This is a genomic window from Arcanobacterium wilhelmae, assembly GCF_029632765.1.
GTDB classification, from domain to species: domain Bacteria; phylum Actinomycetota; class Actinomycetes; order Actinomycetales; family Actinomycetaceae; genus Arcanobacterium; species Arcanobacterium wilhelmae.
This window is the reverse complement of record NZ_CP121247.1, coordinates 1343219-1363071: the sequence shown is the minus strand read 5'-3', so window position 1 is coordinate 1363071 and position 19853 is coordinate 1343219. Positions and strand designations below refer to the sequence as shown.

The 19853-nt window shown below is 63.1% G+C and carries 16 protein-coding genes; 12 read left to right on the top strand and 4 right to left on the bottom strand.

Features of this window, described 5'->3' with window-relative positions; genetic code table 11:
* Nucleotides 1–18 precede the first annotated feature (18 nt).
* Complete coding sequence (locus tag P8A24_RS06155) at nt 19–348, top strand: thiol-disulfide oxidoreductase DCC family protein (protein ID WP_278057747.1); 330 nt, start codon at nt 19–21, stop codon at nt 346–348.
* Between the two features lie 180 nt (nt 349–528).
* Here the strand turns inward: P8A24_RS06155 and valS are convergent, their stop codons facing one another.
* A complete protein-coding gene (gene valS / locus P8A24_RS06150) occupies nt 529–3180 on the bottom strand; it encodes a valine--tRNA ligase (protein ID WP_278057746.1) in 2652 nt (883 codons plus the stop codon).
* Nucleotides 3181–3392: 212 nt separating this feature from the next.
* On the opposite strand from valS, the gene P8A24_RS06145 reads away from it, so the two are divergent.
* Nucleotides 3393–3893 (top strand): coenzyme F420-0:L-glutamate ligase, encoded by a 501-nt coding sequence (locus tag P8A24_RS06145; protein WP_278057745.1) that lies wholly within the window; start codon nt 3393–3395, stop codon nt 3891–3893.
* 22 nt (nt 3894–3915) lie between these two features.
* Here P8A24_RS06145 and P8A24_RS06140 read toward each other — a convergent pair whose 3' ends face one another.
* From P8A24_RS06140 to proC, 3 genes are all read right to left on the bottom strand, one after another.
* Complete coding sequence (locus P8A24_RS06140; RefSeq protein ID WP_278057744.1) at nt 3916–4464, bottom strand: Fic/DOC family protein; 549 nt, start codon at nt 4462–4464, stop codon at nt 3916–3918.
* Nucleotides 4465–4501: 37 nt separating this feature from the next.
* Entirely contained in the window at nt 4502–4702 is a 201-nt protein-coding gene (locus P8A24_RS06135) for an antitoxin VbhA family protein (RefSeq protein WP_278057743.1), read from the bottom strand.
* A gap of 180 nt (nt 4703–4882) precedes the next feature.
* Nucleotides 4883–5689, bottom strand: a complete 807-nt coding sequence (gene proC, locus P8A24_RS06130) for a pyrroline-5-carboxylate reductase (RefSeq protein WP_278057742.1) — start codon at nt 5687–5689, stop codon at nt 4883–4885.
* A gap of 253 nt (nt 5690–5942) precedes the next feature.
* Between proC and P8A24_RS06125 the strand changes: the two genes are divergently transcribed.
* The 10 genes from P8A24_RS06125 to P8A24_RS06080 all read left to right on the top strand — a co-directional run bounded on the left by P8A24_RS06125 (nt 5943) and on the right by P8A24_RS06080 (nt 19838).
* Nucleotides 5943–6698 carry an SDR family NAD(P)-dependent oxidoreductase gene (locus P8A24_RS06125; RefSeq protein ID WP_278057741.1) on the top strand — a complete coding sequence of 252 codons (756 nt, stop codon included), beginning with the start codon at nt 5943–5945 and terminating at the stop codon, nt 6696–6698.
* Between the two features lie 187 nt (nt 6699–6885).
* Nucleotides 6886–7836, top strand: coding sequence for a metal ABC transporter substrate-binding protein (locus P8A24_RS06120; protein ID WP_278057740.1), 951 nt, complete (start codon nt 6886–6888; stop codon nt 7834–7836).
* Between the two features lie 54 nt (nt 7837–7890).
* A complete protein-coding gene (locus tag P8A24_RS06115; RefSeq protein ID WP_278057739.1) occupies nt 7891–8628 on the top strand; it encodes a metal ABC transporter ATP-binding protein in 738 nt (245 codons plus the stop codon).
* On the top strand, nt 8625–9515 hold the full coding sequence (locus P8A24_RS06110) for a metal ABC transporter permease (protein WP_278057738.1): 891 nt from the start codon (nt 8625–8627) through the stop codon (nt 9513–9515). Before P8A24_RS06115 ends, P8A24_RS06110 begins: the two co-directional genes overlap by 4 nt.
* The gene (locus P8A24_RS06105) at nt 9512–10378 is read left to right on the top strand and encodes a metal ABC transporter permease (RefSeq protein ID WP_278057737.1); all 867 of its coding nucleotides are present in this window, start codon (nt 9512–9514) and stop codon (nt 10376–10378) included. Before P8A24_RS06110 ends, P8A24_RS06105 begins: the two co-directional genes overlap by 4 nt.
* A 183-nt stretch (nt 10379–10561) precedes the next feature.
* Nucleotides 10562–13753, top strand: a complete 3192-nt coding sequence (ileS, locus tag P8A24_RS06100; RefSeq protein WP_278057736.1) for an isoleucine--tRNA ligase — start codon at nt 10562–10564, stop codon at nt 13751–13753.
* Nucleotides 13746–15311, top strand: coding sequence for a bifunctional folylpolyglutamate synthase/dihydrofolate synthase (locus P8A24_RS06095; RefSeq protein WP_278057735.1), 1566 nt, complete (start codon nt 13746–13748; stop codon nt 15309–15311). The genes ileS and P8A24_RS06095 overlap by 8 nt, the downstream gene beginning before the upstream one ends.
* A gap of 1 nt (nt 15312) precedes the next feature.
* On the top strand, nt 15313–15717 hold the full coding sequence (gene ndk, locus P8A24_RS06090) for a nucleoside-diphosphate kinase (protein WP_278057734.1): 405 nt from the start codon (nt 15313–15315) through the stop codon (nt 15715–15717).
* Nucleotides 15718–15726: 9 nt separating this feature from the next.
* On the top strand, nt 15727–19254 hold the full coding sequence (smc, locus tag P8A24_RS06085) for a chromosome segregation protein SMC (RefSeq protein WP_278057733.1): 3528 nt from the start codon (nt 15727–15729) through the stop codon (nt 19252–19254).
* A 197-nt stretch (nt 19255–19451) separates the two neighbouring features.
* Nucleotides 19452–19838 (top strand): hypothetical protein, encoded by a 387-nt coding sequence (locus tag P8A24_RS06080; RefSeq protein WP_278057732.1) that lies wholly within the window; start codon nt 19452–19454, stop codon nt 19836–19838.
* The last annotated feature ends 15 nt before the right edge of the window (nt 19839–19853 follow it).

The window sequence follows — 19853 nt, the reverse complement described above, 5'->3', positions numbered from 1 at the left end:
CGGGGTGAAAGGCTCGGCATGGAATTCGTTTACGACCGCGACTGCGGTTTCTGCTCTCGCGTGGTCGCCTACTTCGGCTCGCGCACCCACGACGTCACGTTCGTGCCCTCCTACCAGTACCGGCGCCCGACGTCGGTGGACCTGGAACGTACGGCGCTGGCTGTTGTCGATGGGCGCGAATACGCCGAGCATCTGGCGATCTCGCAGCTGTTGCGCCGCGCTCGGGGAGCGTGGCCGATCATTGGCCGGGCGCTCGCGTTGCCGATCATCGCGCCGCTCGCGCGCCGCGTGTACCGCTGGGTCGCGGCGAACCGCAAGGCCACGGTGTGCAAAATTGCGAGCAAGTGAATCTGTGATCGCTCGGTGACCGACGCGCGGTGAATGACGGCTTACATACTCTGTATGTGAGGCCGCGATCAGCACGTAGGATCACGCAAACAATTGTGCTGATATGCAGGTGTGGGCGGAAGGTTTGACCTTCCGCCCACACCATTATCGCCTGTGGCGATTACTTCTTACCTGGAGCGATCACTCTGCCGGGCGATCGAGCTCGTAGGAGGTGACCTCCAGATCCTCGCCAGCCGTGATCTCGAACGAACCCGTGGCGTGCGTTGCCGCCTTCAGGTCCGCAAGTACGGCCTTGACGTCGGCAACGTCCTCGCTCGGAACGGTGACGGCGAGCGAGAGGAACGCCATACGCTGAGACACCTTCTCGTTCGACTTCACCTTGCGTAGCGCCTGAAGCACGCTGCCAGCAGACTTGAGAATATCCGAATCGGTGCCAGCCGCTGCCGCAACCAACGCCTCCGACGTCGGCCACTGCGCCTGGTGAACGCTGCCCGTGCGGTACCAGCTCCACACCTCTTCGGTAGCGAAGGGGAGGGTAGGAGCGAGCAGGCGAACGAACGTATCCACCGCAGTGTTCAGCGTGACGCGAGCCGATTCCACGGCCGCCATCTGGCCAGCCGCGGAGTAGGCGCCGTCGCGATCGTAGGCACGATCCTTCACCAGCTCCAGGTAATCGTCACAGAATGCCCAGAACGCCGATTCGGTGATCTCGAGCGCACGCGTGTGATCGAACTTCTCGAACGCGGCCGTTGCGCCCTCCACAACCTCAGCAAGGCGAGCGAGCAGTGCGCGATCGAGCACCTCGGTGACCTTCGACAGATCCAGATCCACAGCGCCCTCGCCGCCCATCGACAGCGCGAACTTCGACGCGTTGAGCACCTTCATCGCCAGGCGGCGGCCAATCTTCATCTGCTGCTCATCGAAAGCCGCATCCGTACCCAGGCGAGCCGACGTTGCCCAGTAACGAACGGCGTCGGAACCGTGCTTTTCAAGAAGCTGAAGCGGGGTCACAACGTTGCCCTTCGACTTACTCATCTTCTTGTGATCCGGATCCAGGATCCAGCCCGAAATCGTGGCGTTCTTCCACGGCAACGCGCCAAACTCGAGGTGAGCGCGCACCACGGTAGAGAACAGCCAGGTACGGATGATGTCCTGACCCTGCGGGCGCACATCCATCGGGTACACCTTGGCAAACAGATCCTCATCCGTGAGCCAGCCGCCCGCGATCTGCGGGGTCAGCGACGAAGTAGCCCACGTATCCATGATGTCCACTTCGCCCACGAAGCCGCCCGGCACGCCGCGCTGCTCCTCCGTGTAGCCAGCCGGAACGTCCGTGGTCGGATCGATTGGGAGAGAGTCAATCGACGGCGTCAAAACGGCGTCGTAATCCACATCCCCAGCCTCGGTGACCTTGTACCACAACGGCAACGGCACACCGAAGTAACGCTGACGCGACACGAGCCAATCCGAATTCAGGCCCTCAACCCAGTTGTTGTAACGTACGCGCATGAAATCCGGGTGGAACGCCAGCTCCGAGCCGCGAGTAAGCAGGTTCTGGCGAAGATCCTTGCCGTTCGCCTCCTCGTGGGCGCGGCCACCGTTGCGGATGTACCACTGGCGTGAGGTGACGATCTCGAGCGGCTTATCGCCCTTCTCGAAGAAGTTCGTCATACGCTGGGTCGGCTTCTCATCGCCGATCATCTCGCCCGTTTCCTTGAGCTTCTCAACGAGAGCCTTGCGAGCCGAGAAGGTGGTTTTCCCAGCCATTTCCGCATACATTTCGCGGCCGGCCTCGTCCGTGATCCACTCGGGGATCTCGCGGTTCATGCGGCCGTCCTTGCCGAGCACCGTGCGCATCGGCAGATCGAGTTCGCGCCACCACACGACGTCGGTCAGATCGCCGAACGTACAGCACATAGCGATACCGGCGCCCTTATCGATCTCAGCCATCGGGTGCGCCACAACAGGCACCTCAACGCCGAACACTGGCGAGGTCACAGTGGTGCCAAACAGGTGCTGGTAACGCTCATCATCCGGGTGAGCAATCAGCGCCACACACGCGGGCAGGAGCTCCGGACGGGTGGTCTCGATGACCACGTCCTCATCCTTCGCATGGAACGCGAGCGCATGGTAAGCGCCCGGGTACTCGCGAGCCTCGAGCTCGGCCTGCGCCACCGCCGTCTGGAACGTGACGTCCCACAGGCCCGGAGCCTGCGCCTGGTACGCCTCGCCGCGCTCCAGGTTCTTCAAGAACGCTGCCTGCGCAACCTTCTGCGCCTTCGAACCGATGGTCTGGTAGTTCTGCTCCCAATCCACCGACAGGCCCAGGCGGCGCCACAGCGCCTCGAACTGCTTCTCGTCCTCGGCCGTGAGCTTCCAGCACAGCTCAATAAAGTTCTTACGCGAAATCGGCTTCTGATCGGCAAACTTGATCGACTTGCCATCACCGCCGTCGTGCGGAGGAACGAAATTCTCCTCGTACGGAAGCGACGGATCCACACGAACGCCGTAGTAGTTCTGCACGCGGCGCTCGGTGGGCAGGCCGTTATCATCCCAGCCCATCGGGTAGAACACGTTCTTGCCCGTCATGCGCTGGTAGCGGGCCACCACATCAGTGTGGGTGTAGGAGAAAACGTGGCCCACGTGAAGAGAGCCAGAGACCGTGGGCGGGGGAGTGTCCACAGAATAGACGGCTTCACGCGTGGTCTCGCGATCGAAGCTATAGGTGCGGTTGTCAGTCCAGGACTTCTCCCAGCGATCCTCGAGACCTTCGAGGGACGCCCTATCCGGAACCTCCGTGTGATCGAGCAATGCGGATTTATTTTGAGTCATGCGCCTATTGTCTCACGGGGGCGCCCGTTTTACGGCATCGGGGAGCGGGCGGGAGAGTGACGTGCCCGACGCCGGGGCGCGGCTCGCGTTGTTTGGTAGGAGGAGCGTGGTTGGCGGGCGACGTCGGCGCACGGATTCTGGAACTCGGTGGTCGTTGCGCGTGGAAGATTGGTGACCGGCCGGCGTCGGTGGCGGTGGGTACACTAGTGCGCATGATCCAGATTTTTCCCGTGCATGGCATTCCGCAGCTCACCGGCGGCGACGACGTCGCCGCCGTGATCGGCTCAGCGCTCAACTCTCTCGAGGGTGGGGAACACTTGCGCGGCGCGGACGTGGTGGCCGTCGCCGGAAAAATTGTGGCGAAAGCGCAAGGCCGCTGGCACAAGGAAGGCACCCAACCGAGCGGCTTCCGCACGCGCGCTGGCATCCCTGCCAAGCTCGGCCTGGGTGCCCCCAGCGATCCCGACGCCGCCGCGGCCGAAATCCGGCGCGGGCTCGCCGCGCGTTTCGGTGGCCGAGCCGGCGTGATCGTGACGGCTTCTCGCGCGGGTGGCACCGACGTCGCGATTGGCCGAGCCGGTGTGGACGTTGCCGCCGACGCCGGAGCTCCTGTTGCGGATGCGCTCGCGGCGCTCGCCGGCACCGTGATGGAGCTGGAGGGCACGCCCGTCGTGGTGATCCGCGGCCTCGAAGTCCTCACCTGGGAGGACTAGCAGATTCAATCCGCGAAGTTGTCTATCGAACAATTGTTGAGAACATCTGAATCAGAGGCTGGAGGTTGAGGTCTCGCATAGCGATCATGCATGCTCGATCATTGTCTTCTCGGGTGAGCTGGGTCCAGTCGATGTTATGGCCGGCATCTCGGGCTACCCGGCTCCAGAAAACGCGTTGAGCGCGGCCATTGCCTTCGCGGAACGGGTGAAGGTAATTGAGTTGCTCGTAGTGGAATGCTAGCCGCTCGACAAAATCCTGTGTGTTGAGGTTGCGCAGATATCCATCGGACTTTAGCTGTGCAAAAGCGTTACTGATCCCATCCTCCAGCTTGGCAACGGGGAAGAACGGGATAGAGCCGACGGCGTTTTTCTGAATGTCTATCGTGCGGGGTTCGCCTGCCCACGAGTAAATGTCGTGAAAGAGTGCGAAGTGAATGTACTGAAGCTCGTGAAAATCTCCGCTCGTTTCCCAGCCAGTGTGTAGCAGTTGGATCTGACGCAATGGGACGATGTCTGCTTCGAATGCGTTGAGCTGTTTTGTGGTGGTGGCGCCGATCAAGTTCTTCAGCACTCCACTGATCGGATCGACGTACGGGTCTGGAACTTTCTCAGAGCGACGCATTGTGATGCGACTTGACTCGGCTAATGAGTTCATCAATCGAGGACGTTCCCGAAATCCAGTTTTCAAGCTCGTGGATCAAAAATGTGGAGGGTGACAAACCTTCGAGCTTGCCCGAATGGAGAGCGTCAAGTGCGAGCGAGCGCCGTTCATCCTCGGACAAATGCGCACTGATGTGTTCGATAGACATGTCTCCTCCTTCACTGTTGGTCTCTAGCATACCCGGTGGCGGAAATTTGCCGACGGAGTTATCCACAGGTGAAAAGTAGTAGGTGATCCAGGCGGTATGATGCCGATGCTCCTGTTGCGAACGCGCTCGCGGTTAATGGCAGGTTTCGCTCTCGATTCGGTAAAAGAGCGTAGGTAGCGCTTACCCGAGTTGGGCGTCGCGGGCGATGGCGGATTCGACGCCGCGCACAACCGCTGAGGAGAAACCTGCCTTCTCCATCGCAACGAGCCCAGCGATCGTCGTGCCGCCCGGCGAGGTCACGCGATCAAGCAACTGCGCGGGCCGCTCCTCGTCCATCATTTCCAGCGCATACTTTGCGCTGCCGAGCACGGCTTGCGAGGCAACCTTGAGCGCAACATCCTTGGGCATGCCGGCCGCGAGCGCGGCGCGCGAGAGAGCGTCAATGTAGGTCAAGGTCCACGCGGGGGAGCAGCCGGCGATCGCGGAGAAAGTAGCGAAGTAGGGCTCGGCGATGGCCACGGTTTCCCCGACGGCTCCGAAGAGCACCTCGACGGCGTGAAGCTCGTCTTCGGTGGTGTGTGCGTTCGCGGCGAGGGCCGTCATTCCGGCGCCGACCTGCGCGGGCACGTTGGGCATTGCTCGCACAACGGACGTTCCTTCGGGGAGCGCCGATTCTAGGCGCTCGATCGCGACGCCGGCGGCCACCGACACGATCACCTTTCCGCTCGCGTCCGTGCCGAGCTCGCGCAGCACCTCGAGCATGTACTGTGGCTTGACTCCGGAGATGATGACGTCGCCGTCGCCGAGTTTCTTTGCTAGTTCGGCGTTCGATTCGACGAAGTTGATGCCGAGCTCGCCCGCAACGTCGCGCCCGGCCTGCGCGTGCGCGCGCGTGAAGTACACGTCGCCGGGCTCCACTATTCCCGCGGCGAGCACGCCCTTCAAGATCGCGCCGTTCATGTTCCCCAGTCCGATAAAGCCCAGCATGGCCCCTCCTTCGCTCCAATTACTCCCTCTATTTTTGCACAGCTCGCGCGTCCCACGACGCCCGTGGCAGGTTCCCCTGCGACCTCTCGCTGCCGCTCCACACCTCTCGTGCGGGTATTGCCTGTGCTTGAGCGCTCTCGCGCGGCAACAACGTTCGGGCGTCCTTGCTTTGCAACGCCCGCGCGCGGTGGTTGGATAAGACAACGAAACAATCGCTGGGAGCTGGGCTCCGGCGTCGGGAAAGGGAAAACGGATGAAACGAGTGTTGGTGACGGGAGCGTCGAGCGGGATCGGGGCGGCGAGCGTGCGCGCGCTCGCGAAGGACGGTTGGGAGGTGATCGCGACGGCGCGGCGCGAGGACCGCTTGGAAGCGCTCGCGGCCGAGACCGGCGCGCGTTACGTGGCTGCAGACCTCACCACCGACGCCGGCGTGGCAGCGATTTTCGATTACTGTGCCAAGCTTCGTGGCGTGAACGCCCTGGTGAACAACGCGGGCGGCGCGATCGGTACCGAGGCTGTCGCCGACGGCGGGCTGGCCGATTGGCGGGCGATGTACGAGCTGAACGTGCTTGGCACGCTTGCGGTGACGCAGCGTTTCCTTGCGCAGCTCGGGCCGGCAGGCGGTGACGCTGTGTTTATTACCTCCACCGCTGCGCATGAATCTTATCCGGGCGGTGCCGGATACACGGCCGCGAAGCATGCGGAGCGCGAGATCGTCTCCACGCTTCGCCTCGAGCTTGTGGGGGAGCCGGTGCGCCTGATCGAGATCGCACCCGGCCTGGTGCATACGGAGGAGTTTTCGTTGGTGCGGTTCCGCGGCGACCAGGCGAAAGCCGACGCTGTGTACGCTGGCGTGGATGCCCCGCTCGTCGCGGACGACATCGCGGAAGCTGTGCGCTGGACGCTTTCGCTTCCATCTCACGTCAATATCGATTCGCTGGTGATCCGCCCGCGTGAGCAGGCGAACTCTGTGCTGAAGAAGCGCATGAGGGCCGACGCCGGAGCGTGAGTTGCGTAAGCGTGCGACACTCGCGTGAGAAAGAGTCGCAAAAACACTGTATTTCATTGTGATTCGCGGGAGTGATCTAGTAGACTTTTGCGACACGTGCACATGAATTAGGGTAGCCTAACTTTGTCGAGAAGTTAGGCTACCCTAATTTCTCGGGGACATGCACGAATACCTCAAGGGAAACAGAATGAAACTGAATCGTATCGCCGCGCTTGCCTCTGCGGCTCTCCTCGCCGTTGGTCTCACCGCCTGCTCGGAAAACGCAAAGCCTGCCCCGGCGTCGTCGGGAAGCGCTGGTGCAAAGGAACTGAACATCGTTGCCTCTACCGGCTATCTCGCCGATGCCATCGCCAATATTGCTCCCAATGCGAAGGTGACCACTCTCGTCGCCCCGGGCGGGGATCCGCACACGCAGGAGCTCACCACCGCAGATATCCAGAAGGTCGATGCTGCAGACCTCGTTGTGTGGACGAGCCACGACATGGAGCACAAGATGATGGCGCAGTTCGATAACCTCAAGGAGCGCTCGCTGCCCGCAGCCGAAGCGATCCCGGAAAAGGACCTGCTCCCGTGGGAGGAAGATGGCAAGGTTGAAGGCCACGATCCGCACGTGTGGAACTCGCCGATCCTGTGGAAGTATGCGGTGAACGCGATCGCGCAAAAGCTTGGCACCATCGACTCGGCAAACAAGGCAACCTACGAAAAGAACGCCAAGGAATACACCGGCAAGATTGATGCCGCATACGAAAGTGCCAAGAAGGTCTTCGATTCGATCCCGGCCGAGAAGCGCGTGCTCGTGACCGGCCATGACGCCTTCAACTACCTCGGCAAGACCTTCGGCCTCGAGATCCACGCCACCGATTTCGTCTCCTCGGAGTCCGAGATGAGCGCCACCCAGCTCGACGAGCTCGCCACCATGATCGCGACAAAGAAGGTACACGTGGTGTTCCAGGACAACCTCAAGAACCCTGAGGTCATTAAGCACCTTCAGGAGTCGGTGGCCGCGAAGGGCGGTAAGGTGGAAGTCTCGGACAAGGTGCTCTACGCCGATACCCTCGGCGATTCCGCCCCGGTCAACACCTACCTCGGAGCCTTCGAGCACAACGCCAAGGCAATCGCCGAGGCGCTCACCAAGTGACAACATCCGCTGGTGTCCAGCATGTGCTGGGCAGTCGGCAATAGGAAGGAACGCATGACCTCGCCACTCGAACTGCGAAATCTCTCCGCCTCCTACGGGCAGGTGCGCGCGCTTAAACGCGTGAACATCACCGTAGAAGAGGGGAGCGTGCACGCGATCGTCGGGCCCAACGGCTCGGGGAAGTCGACGTCGATCAAGGCGGCGCTCGGCCTGATCGCCTCGAGTGGCGAGGCGCGTTTCTTCGGCGGCCCGCTGTCCAAAGTCCGCACGCGTGTTGCCTATATGCCGCAGGTTGCCGGGGTGGATTGGGATTTCCCGATCACCGTTGCCGACGTCGTCGCGATGGGGACCTACCCGCGCGTGGGCTGGTTGAAGCGTGTGAGCGGCGAACACCGGCGCGCGGCCGCGGAGGCTATCGAGCGCGCCGGGCTCGAATCAGTGGCGAACCGCCATATCTCTGCCCTCTCGGGCGGCCAAAAACAGCGCGTGTTCGTGGCGCGCCTCCTCGCGCAAAAAGCAGACCTGTTGCTCATGGACGAGCCGTTCGCGGGCGTTGATATGGCATCTGAAGCCACGATCCTCGATATTCTGTGCGAACAAACCGAGGCCGGTGCCACCATTGTGCTCGTCCACCACAACCTCGCCACCGTCTCAGAATTCGCCACCCACGCGAGCCTGCTCGCCGAGGGGAGCGTCGTCGCAACCGGTCACGTTGGGCAGGTACTGGCGCCCGACGTCGTCGCGCAGGCTTACGGCATTCCGGCCGAGCTTTCGGAGGCCGGGAGCCGATGATCCCACTCGGGCAGTTCTTCGCAACCTACGGGTTTCGCACCACATTCTTTGCCGTTCTCCTCGTCGGGCTATTTGCCGGGGGAGCAGGATCGTTCCTGTACATGCGGGCGCAGTCACTGATGAGCGACGTCATGGGCCACTCTGCGATCCTCGGAGTCGTTGGAGCTTTTGCGCTCGCGGCCTCGCTCGGCGCCAACGGGCAATCCACACTCGTCATCTCCCTCGGCGCGGCCGCCTCCGCATTCGTTGCCGTGGCACTGACAAACTGGGTAGTGGCTCATACTCCCACCAAACCCGACGCTGCGATGGCTGTTGCCCTTTCCCTCTTCTATGGGGGCGGTCTATGCGCGATCCACATCCTCAACCACTCAAAACTCCCCGGAAAAGCTGGGATCATGAGCTACCTATTCGGTAATGCGGCAACAGTGCGTGCGGTCGACCTCTACACCGTTGCGGTGCTTGGCGCCGTTGCCACGCTCGTCGTTGCCGCGCTGTGGAAAGAGATCGCCGTGCTAGTGTTCGATCCGGTGCTCGCGCGCGTTGGCGGTTTCCGGCCGCGACTTGTTGATGCCGTGCTCACCGGCGTTGTCACCATCGCGATCGTGCTCGGCGTGAAATCCGTGGGCATGATCCTCGTGGTGGCGTTCGCACTCATGCCAGCGGCCGTGGTCCGGCCCTTCGTTAGCTCCATGCTCGGTATGGTCGCCGCGTCGGCTGGTGTTGGCGCGCTCGCGGGTGCGTGTGGCGCCTACCTCTCCATCTCGATGGGGAACGTCCCCACCGGCCCAATCGTTGTGCTCGTTCTCTTCGCTGGCTTCCTCGCCTCGCTCGCCGTGCGGGCGCTGCGCAACTGGCGCACCGGCGTCGGGACGGAGGTGGCCGCATGAGCTTTATTGCCGCCGCTTTCCTCCTCGCCTCCGTCACGGCCCTCACGTGCGCGTTGCCAGGCGTGTTCATCGTGCTGCGCGGGCAATCGATGCTCATTGACGCGATCTCCCACGCCGTGCTCCCCGGCATCGTGATCGGCGTGGCGATCACCGGCACGCTCCACTCGCCCGTGATGACGGCTGCCGCCACGGCCATGGGTTTGCTGATCGTCTGGACGTCGAACTGGTTGCGTTCGCGCCGGCTCGTCACCGGCGACGCCGATCAAGGCGTTCTCTTCCCGGCGCTGTTTGCGCTCGGCGTGCTTTTGATGTCCACAGTGTTCCGCGGCGTCCACGTTTCAGAAAACACGGTGCTCGCCGGAGATCTCAACCTGATGGCGTTACGTAGTGAACACGTGATTATCGACGGGATCAACTACGGACCGGCCGCGATGTGGCCACTCGTCGGCGTATTCGCGTTGACCGCCGCCTATATCGTCGTGTTCTACCGCGTTCTCAAAGTGGCGATCTTCGATCGCGAATTCGCGCTCACCGCTGGCATGCCAGTAGTCGCGGTAGAAAACGGGCTGATGGTGCTTGTGGCTCTCACTGTGGTCAGCGCTTTCGCTGTTGCTGGCTCGATCCTCGTGGTTGCACTCATGATCTGCCCGGCTGCAGTCGCGCTCCTGTTTGCTCGCCGCCTGTCGACGGCGATCGCGGCCACCGGCGTCGTCGCGCTCGCCTCCGCGCTCGCAGGGTTCGCGATCGCCTGGAAACTCGAGCTCCCGACGTCGGCGGCGATGGCTGCGCTTGACGGTGTGATGTTCGTCGTCGCTGCGTTGGCGCGGAAAATTGGGCTGGAAGCGCGCGGGCGCAGTCGGTAAAATAGGCCGGGTGTAGATCCGGCTATCACCGGGGAGCACCCGGAAGAACGGCCCTCGGGCTTACTAGAACCGGGCGGGTTGGATCCGTCATCGTCCCAAATGAAGTGGTCGCGCAAGCGGCAAGCGAGGTGGTACCGCGCATATGCGTCCTCGTGAGGTATTGAGTTAACCCGAGGAGCCACATTGAGCGCCAAATATCCGCTTCACCGCGATACTGAGCTGGTCGCGTCGCCGAATTTCCCCACGCTGGAAACCGACATCATCGAATACTGGAAGAACGATGAAACGTTCCAGGCATCGATTGATCAGCGCAGCGAGGGCGACGAGTTCGTGTTCTACGACGGCCCGCCATTTGCCAACGGCCTCCCGCACTACGGCCACCTCCTCACCGGCTACGTGAAGGATCTTGTGGCCCGCTACCAGACTCAGCGTGGGCACCGCGTCGAGCGCGTCTTCGGTTGGGATACGCACGGCCTTCCTGCCGAGCTCGAGGCCGAGAAGATGCTCGGCATCACCGATAAGTCCCAGATCGATGAGATCGGCATCGAAGCGTTTAACGATGCGTGCCGCAGCGGCGTGTTCAAGTATGTCAACGAATGGGAAGAGTATGTCAACCGCCAGGCCCGCTGGGTCGATTTTCAGGGCGGCTACACCACTCTCGATCCGTCGTTCATGGAGTCCGTGATCTGGTCGTTTAAGACTCTCTACGACAAGGGCCTCGTATACGAGGGCTACCGCGTACTGCCGTACTGCTGGCACGATCAAACCCCGCTGTCTAACCACGAGTTGAAGATGGACGCGGATGTGTACCAGGATCGCCAGGACACTACGGTGACCGTTGGCCTGCGCCTCGAAACCGGCGAACTCGCACTTATCTGGACCACCACGCCCTGGACCTTGCCCTCCAACCTCGCGATCGCCGTCGGGCCTGAAATCGACTACGTCACTGTGGAGCCCGCCGAGGGCCCGCTGGCAGGGGAGAAGGTCATCGTCGCCGAGTCGCGCCTCGCGGCTTACGCCAAGGAACTCGGCGAAGAGCCGAACGTTGTTGCGCGTATGAAGGGTGCGGATCTCGCAGGTACCAAGTACCATCCGATCTTCGATTACTTCTCGCGCGAAGATGAGGCCCCCGGCAAAAACGCTTGGCAGATCGCCACCGCCGATTACGTTTCCACAGAGGACGGCACCGGCCTGGTTCACATTGCCCCCTACGGCGAAGAGGACATGCTCGTACTCGCCGGCCTGAAGATCAAGGTTGTCGAAACGGTGGACGCTGCCGGCAATATGGCGGCGAACGTGCCGGATTATGCGGGCATGAACATCTTCGATGCCAACCGCCCGATCATCAATGATCTGCGCGACGCATCCGGTTCGATGGCCCGTCGCCCGGCCGAGGTGCGCGCGGTGCTCGTTCGCGAGCAGTCGCACGTGCACTCCTACCCCCACTGCTGGCGCTGCCGCCGCCCGCTCATGTACAAGCCCGTGACCTCCTGGTTCGTGGCCGTGACCGAGTTCCGCGATCGCATGGGCGAGCTCAACGAGCAGATCACCTGGCAGCCCGATTACATCAAGGACGGCATCTTCGGGAACTGGCTCGCCGGCGCTCGTGATTGGTCGATCTCCCGTAACCGCTACTGGGGCACGCCGATCCCGGTGTGGAAGTCAGACAATCCGGAATACCCGCGCATCGACGTCTACGGCTCCTTCGAGGAACTCGAGCGTGATTTCGGCGACGTTCCGCGCGACCGCGAGGGCAAGCCGAACCTGCATCGCCCGTTCATCGACGAGCTCACGCGCCCGAACCCAGACGATCCCACCGGGAAGTCCACGATGCGCCGAGTCACGGATATCCTGGATGTTTGGTTCGATTCGGGCTCCATGCCGTACGCGCAGGTGCACTACCCGTTCGAGAACCAGGACTGGTTCGAGACCCACTTCCCGGGCGATTTCATCGTCGAATACATTGGCCAGACCCGCGGTTGGTTCTACGTGATGCACGCACTGTCAACCGCCCTGTTTGATCGGCCCGCTTTCAAGAGCGCGATCTCGCACGGCATCGTACTGGGCAACGACGGCCGTAAGGCATCGAAGTCGCTGCGCAACTACCCCGATCCGATGGAGATGTTCGATACGTATGGCTCGGACGCCGTGCGCTGGATGCTCATGAGCTCGCCGGTTCTGCGCGGCGGCAACCTCGTGGTTGCGGAGGAAGGCATCCGCGAATCAATGCGCCACGTGATCCTGCCGCTGTGGAACGCGTACTACTTCTACGCGCTCTACGCCGGCACCGTGAACAACGGCGAGGGCTACCTGGGCAAGCAGGTCGATTTTGACACACTCGACGAGCTGGACGTGATGGACCGCTACCTCCTCTCGCGCGTGAAGCTCCTGGCCGATTCGGTGCGCGAGCACATGGATGCGCTGGAGATCGCTGAAGGTGCGAACGAGATCCGCGAGTTCGTGGAGCTTTTGACCAACTGGTACGTGCGTACCTCGCGCGATCGTTTCTGGAACGAGGATCGCTCCGCGTTCGACACGCTCTACACCGCGCTCGAGGCGCTCATGCGCGTGGTCGCTCCATTGCTGCCGCTGGTTTCGGAAGAAATCTGGCGTGGCATCACTGGCGAGCGTTCCGTGCACCTCACCGACTGGCCGGTGTGGCCAGATTCGGTTGTGGACGAGGATCTCGTTGCGGTGATGGATGAGGTTCGCGACGTCGTTTCCGCGGCTCACGCCCTGCGTAAGGCGAACAAGTTGCGCGTGCGCCAGCCGCTGGCGTCGATGACCGTTGTCACCCCGCTCGATCTTGCCCCGTTCACGGAGCTGATCGCAGGCGAAGTGAACGTGAAGGAAGTCACAATTCAGCGCGCATCGGAGTCGGGCCTCGAGGTTCGCACTGAGCTGGCCGTGCTTCCGCGCGAACTCGACCCGTCGGTGCGCAAGCAGACCTCCGCACTGTTCAAGGCTGCCCGCGAGGGCAACTGGGAGAAGGTCGACGGCGGTGTGCTGATGCACGTCGAGCCGCCGGTCACGCTCACCGAGGGCCAGTATGAGGTGTCTACGGCAGTAGAGGCAGAGGAAGGCTCGGTTGCGTCCGTGCTCGATTCGGGTTCGTTCGTGGTGCTCGATACCGTGCTCACGGATGAGCTGGAGGCCGAGGGCTACGCGCGTGATGTCGTCCGAGCGATCCAGGATCAGCGCAAGGCCGACGATCTGCACGTGGCAGACCGCATCGCACTCACGCTCACGGTTCCCGCTGATCGCCTCGCGGCGGTGGAGGCGAACTTGGAGTTCATCAAATCTGAAACTCTCTCGCTCGAGGCCGAGGTTTCGGCCGGCGAGGCATTGGAAGTGAAGGTGGAAAAGATTGGCTAACGATCTGGGCAATGATCCGTTCATTGAGGAAGAAGAAGGCAGTGCCGACGAGGCGCTGACCGCGGAGGATGAGCGAGAGGCGGCGATTGCCGAGTTGCTCGCCTCCCCGCTCTTCGCCGGGCCTGATTCGGGAATCATCGAGGAAATCAAGGATTCTGAGGAACCCGATCTGGACCCCGCACACCTACTCGCCGAGGACGCCAAACTGGAATCCGAGGTTGAACGGATCTACGCCCAGATCATCGAGCGTGCACCTGAGCACAAGGTCCAGCCGTCGCTGGATCGTGTGCGCACCGCGCTGGACATGATGGGCAACCCCCAACACGCGTATCGAGCGATTCACATCACGGGCACGAACGGCAAAACGTCCACGTCCCGGATGATCGAGGCTTTGCTGCGCGAGAGGGGGTTGCGCACCGGTCGCTTCACCTCGCCGCACCTGAACAATGTGCGCGAGCGCATCTCAATCGACGGCGAGGCGATCTCGCGGGCGAGCTTCATCCAAGCCTGGGAGGACGTGGCCCCGTTCATCGAAATGGTGGACGCGAAATCCCAGGCCGAGGGCGGCCCGCGCATGAGCTTCTTCGAAGTGTTCACCGTGATGGCGTACGCCGCGTTCGCGGATGCTCCGATCGATGTTGCCGTGATCGAAGTGGGGATGGGTGGCCAGTGGGACGCCACGAACGTCATCGACGCCGAAGTGGCCGTGTTTACGCCGATCGCCCACGATCACGAGAAGTGGCTCGGCCACGAAATCTCGCAGATCGCCCACGAGAAGTCTGGGATTATCAAGGAAGGCGCCACCGTCGTCACCTCGGTGCAAGTGGAAGATGCCGCACGCGAGATCGCCCAGCGCGCCGCACAGATGCACGCCACCCTCGTGCACGAGGGCCCGGATCTGCACGTTGTGAGCCGCGAGGCGGCGCTCGGTGGGCAGATGATCACAGTGAAAACGCCGTCGGCACTCTATGAAGACGTCCCGCTCGCGATGCTTGGCGCTTTCCAATCCGAGAACGCCGCTGTTGCGCTCGCGGCAGTGGAGGCGTTCTTTGGCGGAGGTGCCCTGCCTGCGGAGGTAGTGGAGCACGCGCTCATGTCGACCGTCTCGCCAGGCCGCATGGAAGTGGTCAAGCGTTCGCCAACCGTCCTCGTGGACGCGGCACACAACCCTGCTGGCGCGAAGGTCACCCGAGAAGCGATCGAGGAAACGTTCCTCGGCCCGCGCGTCGCCGTCTACTCAGCAATGGCAGACAAGGACATCGAGGGTGTGCTTTCGGAGATCGAGCCCGCGTTCAATGCGATCGTGATCACGCAGATCGAGGGCACCGGCCGCGCAGCGGACCCAGAGGATATCGCGCAGATAGCGCGTGATATTTTCGGCGAGGAGCGCGTGGAAGTCGAATACAATCTAATGGACGCCATCACGCGGGCGTCGGATCTGGCTGAAACCGCTGATCCGGATTCGGTGGTGCCGGGAGTCACTGTTGTTCTCGGCTCGATTATGTTGGCGGGGCAGGCCCGCCACCTGATGGGCGCTTCGGCGCCAGATAAGGCATGATATGCGCACGTTGATTTTGCTCAAGCCCGACGCCGTTCGCCGTCACCTCGCCGGCGAGATCCTGGCACGCATCGAACGCAAGGGCTACACGATCGATTCGCTGAAAATGCTCACCGCCTCGGCGGAGCAGCTCGCCGCCCACTATGCCGAGCATGTGGACAAGCCGTTCTACGCTTCGATGGCTGCCTACATGAGCTCGGGCCCGATCGTCGCCGCCGTGATTTCGGGTGAGCGTGTGATCGAGGGCGTGCGCTCACTTTCGGGCGCAACCGACCCGACGTCGGCGGCTCCGGGCACGATCCGAGGCGACTTTGGACGCGACTGGGGCACGGAGGCGATCGAGAACCTTATCCACTCCTCGGACTCTCTCGAGTCGGCCGAGCGCGAGATCGCGGTCTGGTTCTAAGGCACATTCGTGCACCTGAAAACGCTCACGCTGAAGGGCTTCAAGTCGTTCGCCACGTCCACCACGATGCACTTCGAGCCGGGTATCAACTGTGTTGTTGGCCCGAACGGTTCGGGAAAGTCCAACGTGGTGGACGCTTTGGCGTGGGTGATGGGCGAGCAGGGTGCGAAGAACCTGCGCGGCGGCAACATGGCCGACGTGATCTTCGCGGGCACGGCGAAACGTCCGGCGCTCGGGCGTGCCGAAGTGTCGCTCACGATTGACAACACTGACGGTGCCCTGCCGATTGAGTATTCCGAGGTGACGATTTCGCGCACCCTGTTCCGTGCGGGCGGCTCCGAATACGCGATTAATGGCACGGCCGCGCGTCTGCTCGATATTCAAGAGTTGCTCTCCGATACGGGCATGGGCCGCGAGATGCACGTGATTATCGGTCAGGGCAAACTCGATCAGGTTCTCACTGCCACCGCGGAGGATCGCCGTGGCTTCATCGAGGAAGCCGCTGGCGTACTCAAGCATCGGCGTCGTAAGGAAAAAGCCCTGCGCAAGCTGGAATCGATGGCGGGGAACCTCACGCGCGTGGAGGATTTGGCGGCGGAACTGCGCCGCCAGCTTGGCCCGCTCGCGCGCCAGGCAGCAACGGCCCGCCGCGCGCAAACGATCCAAGCGGACGTGTTCGACGCCCGCGCCCGTCTCCTCGCCGATGATCTCGCACAGTCGCAGGCTCGCCTTGAGGCGCAGACCCTCGACGAGGCTACGATGGCAAAGCGCTCGGAGGAGATGCGCGAGCAGGTGTCCCACGCCCGCGACGAGGTCAACCGACTCCAGGACGCAGCCGAGGCGGCAAGCCCGCAACTCGCCGAGCTCACCGAGCAGTGGCAGCGGCTCACGTCGCTCCAGGAACGGTTCCGATCGCTCACGGAGCTTGCGGCGGAGCGGCACCGTTCGCTCAGCTCCGCGATGCCGACGTCGAACCGCGGCGAATCGCCGGAGCATATTCGCGAGCGCGCCCAGGTGGCGCGCGAGGAAGAGGAGGGCCTGGCACGTGAGGCGCAGGAGGCTCGCGATTCGCTCAGCTCCGTGATTGACACGCGCGAGAACGCCGAGCGTGCAGAGCGAAACGCGGAAGGTGAGCTCGCGGCGGCGAACCGTGCGCTCTCGGACCAGCGCGAGAACGCGGCACGCATGAGCGGAAAGATCGCCGCGGCTACTTCGCGGCTGGAGTCCCTTGCGGAGGAGAAGGCCCGCGTCGAGGCGGCCGTGAACGATGCGCGCGAACGCGCCGAGGAATCCGCGGCGCAGGTTTCCGCTCTTGAACAGGATGTGGTGGCACACACCGACGGCGACGACACGCTCTCGATCGCGCACGAGGAGGCTACGCGCGAGGTCGAGGAAGGTAAAGCGGCACTCGAAGCAGCGCGCGCTGCGCTGAGCGAGGCCCAAGCGGCCGCGGTCGAGTGGCGAACCAAAGCCGAAACGCTGGCACTGTCGCTCGCTCCGGAAGACGCCACCGCATGGGCGGCGAATGCGCACGGAGCCGATCTCGCGCGCGATTCGATTCACGTGGAGGCCGGCTGGGAGAGCGCAACCGAGGCAGCATTCGGCGGGGGAGCCGGAGGCGTTTCCACGGCCGACGTCGACGCTGCGCTCGATCTGCTCCGTGCGGCTCGCGAGGCGCAAGCTGGGCACGTCGAGGTGCTGATCGGCGGGCACAGTGGAACACTTTCCGACGACGCCGCCCGCGCGGCTCTCGCCAAGGCGCAACTCGCGCCAGACGAGGCACGCCTCGCCACCGACGTCGTGAGCGGGCCGTTTGCCCAGCTCCTTGCAGGAACTGTGCTCGCCGTGGATCTCGCGACTGCTCGCGCGTTGCTCGCGGCCGGCGCGCCGCGGGTGGCGACGATGGACGGCGACGTCGTCGACGGCGGACGTGCCTGGGGCGGGGAAGTGGCAGCCGCGGCGGTGCTCGCGCGCCAAGCCATCTACGAGGACGCGCTCGCGCAGGCCGAGAAGGCCGCCCAAGCGCAAACTGCCGCGCAGGCCGTGGTCGGGGAAGCACATCAGAAGCTTTCCGGGCTCGAGGAGGTGAGCGCGCAGATCGCAACCCAGCTCGGGGCGCGTGATTCGCAGCTCGCGGCGCTCTCTGCACAGCTCGGCGTGTTGCGCCAGACGCTCGCCGCTGCGAACGCGGAAGTTGAGCGCGGCAAGGCGCGCCTGGAAACAATCGGCGCGGATATTGAAAAGCGCACCGCTGAAAAAGTGGAACTCGAGCAGACGGCTGCCGCAGCCGCCGCGGATCCTGCGGCGCTCGCAGCCGAGGTCGAAAAGTTCCAGGCCGCGCGCGATTCCGCACACCAGGCAACGATCGCAGCTCGCAGTGCGGAAACCGAGGCACGTCTGCACTTGCGAACCCGCGAGGAGCGTTTGCGTGCGGTGGCTGGGAAGGCCGACGCCCTGGAGAACACAGCGAAGGCGGCAGAGGCGCGGATCGCTGCCGAGGCACGTGCCGCCCAGCGCCGCGCGGAGGGCGCGCGGATTGCCCAGCGTGTTGCTGAGGACGCCACGAGCGCACTGACGTTCACCACGCAGGCGTTGGCGGAGGTCACGGCCGAGCGTGACGGCGCCGAAGCCCAGCGCGCGGATGTGGACGTGGCGCTATCTGCCGCGCGCAGGCACCTTGATCGGTTGCTGGGTGAGCAACGCGAGCTCGACGATCTCGCCCACCGCCGCGAAGTGGCGCTCGCCGAGATGCGTATGGCTCACCGCCAGCTCGAGGCGCGTGCGATCGAACAGGTGGGAGTGGAAGCGGGCGCGCTCGTGGCCGAGTACGGGCCGCACCTGCCGATCCCCACCGACGACGGCGAAGTTCCGTTCGTCCGCGAGGCGCAAGAGCGCAGGCTTGCCAAGGCGGAGCGCGATCTGGCGAAGCTTGGAAAAATCAACCCGCTGGCGCTCGAAGAACATGCGGCGCTCGAGGAGCGTCAGCGCTTCCTCACGGATCAGCTCGCGGATTTGAAGAAATCGCGCGACGATCTGCTCGGCATCGTCCGCGATATTGATGCGCGCGTGGAAGAGGTGCTGACGAGCGCGTGCGAGGATGTGGCGCGCGAGTTTGAGGGCGTTTTCTCGCGGCTTTTCCCTGGGGGAGAGGGACACCTGGTGCTCACGGATCCCGATTCGATCCTCACTACGGGCGTGGAGATTGAGGCGCGCCCGCCAGGCAAACGTGTGAAGCGCCTTTCGCTTCTCTCCGGTGGTGAGCGTTCGCTGACCGCGGTGGCGTTCCTCGTGGCGATTTTCAAGGCGCGCCCCTCACCGTTCTATGTGATGGACGAGGTGGAGGCCGCGCTGGACGATGTGAATCTCTCGCGCCTGATCGAGATTTTCAAGGAGCTTCAGGATTCCTCGCAGCTCCTCGTGATCACGCACCAGAAGCGCACAATGGAGATCGCGGACACGATTTACGGTGTGGCGATGGCCGAAGACGGCGTCACCTCCGTAATCTCGCAGCGCCTGAAGGAACTCGCGCCCGAGTAACTGCATGCGTTGGCGCGTGCCCAATCTCGGCGTCGAGACTCTTTCCCGACGCCGGTCGGGGAGGTTCCGAAGCGGCGAACGCAAGGCGCGCCCCGGCGTCGGGCGTTGCGTAACTGAAACCGAAAGTTGCGCAATTGTTACCTAAAATGTGCGTTTCGCTATACCCAAACCGTTTTGAAAATTCGTACATTAGTTGCGTGGTTTGGACGATTATTTTCACGCTTGCATTGCTGGCACTAGCAATTTTTATCATCGCCGCCGTCATTTCTCAGACGAACGGTGTGGAACTCACCGACCCCGAACAGGTCAACACCTGGGTGAAGGGCCGTGTGAACGACCTGCGCTCACCGCAGGACGTCGAGGTGAAGGTGCGCGTGTCGCGCGCGGGTGTGGGAGATATTTTCTCCACGTTCGGCGAAGGCTCGAATCGCGACGTCGAGGGCGAACTTGGTCTTCTCCCTGGCGGCGAGAAGCTGCAGGAGTACTCGGGCGTGGTGTACGACGCTGCTTTGAAGGGTGCGAACTCGGTTGCGGCTCGTGCGAAGGGCTTGCGTAAGGGATCGCCGGAGTCTCGCGCTGCCTGAAATGTGCCAGCAAGT

Bases quoted from the DNA above. Each gene is read 5' to 3' on its own strand.
- P8A24_RS06155 (WP_278057747.1), top strand. From the start codon at position 19: ATGGAATTCGTTTACGACCGCGACTGCGGTTTCTGCTCTCGCGTGGTC.
- valS (WP_278057746.1), bottom strand. From the start codon at position 3,180: ATGACTCAAAATAAATCCGCATTGCTCGATCACACGGAGGTTCCGGAT.
- P8A24_RS06145 (WP_278057745.1), top strand. From the start codon at position 3,393: ATGATCCAGATTTTTCCCGTGCATGGCATTCCGCAGCTCACCGGCGGC.
- P8A24_RS06135 (WP_278057743.1), bottom strand. From the start codon at position 4,702: ATGTCTATCGAACACATCAGTGCGCATTTGTCCGAGGATGAACGGCGC.
- proC (WP_278057742.1), bottom strand. From the start codon at position 5,689: ATGCTGGGCTTTATCGGACTGGGGAACATGAACGGCGCGATCTTGAAG.
- P8A24_RS06125 (WP_278057741.1), top strand. From the start codon at position 5,943: ATGAAACGAGTGTTGGTGACGGGAGCGTCGAGCGGGATCGGGGCGGCG.
- P8A24_RS06120 (WP_278057740.1), top strand. From the start codon at position 6,886: ATGAAACTGAATCGTATCGCCGCGCTTGCCTCTGCGGCTCTCCTCGCC.
- P8A24_RS06115 (WP_278057739.1), top strand. From the start codon at position 7,891: ATGACCTCGCCACTCGAACTGCGAAATCTCTCCGCCTCCTACGGGCAG.
- P8A24_RS06110 (WP_278057738.1), top strand. From the start codon at position 8,625: ATGATCCCACTCGGGCAGTTCTTCGCAACCTACGGGTTTCGCACCACA.
- P8A24_RS06105 (WP_278057737.1), top strand. From the start codon at position 9,512: ATGAGCTTTATTGCCGCCGCTTTCCTCCTCGCCTCCGTCACGGCCCTC.
- ndk (WP_278057734.1), top strand. From the start codon at position 15,313: ATGCGCACGTTGATTTTGCTCAAGCCCGACGCCGTTCGCCGTCACCTC.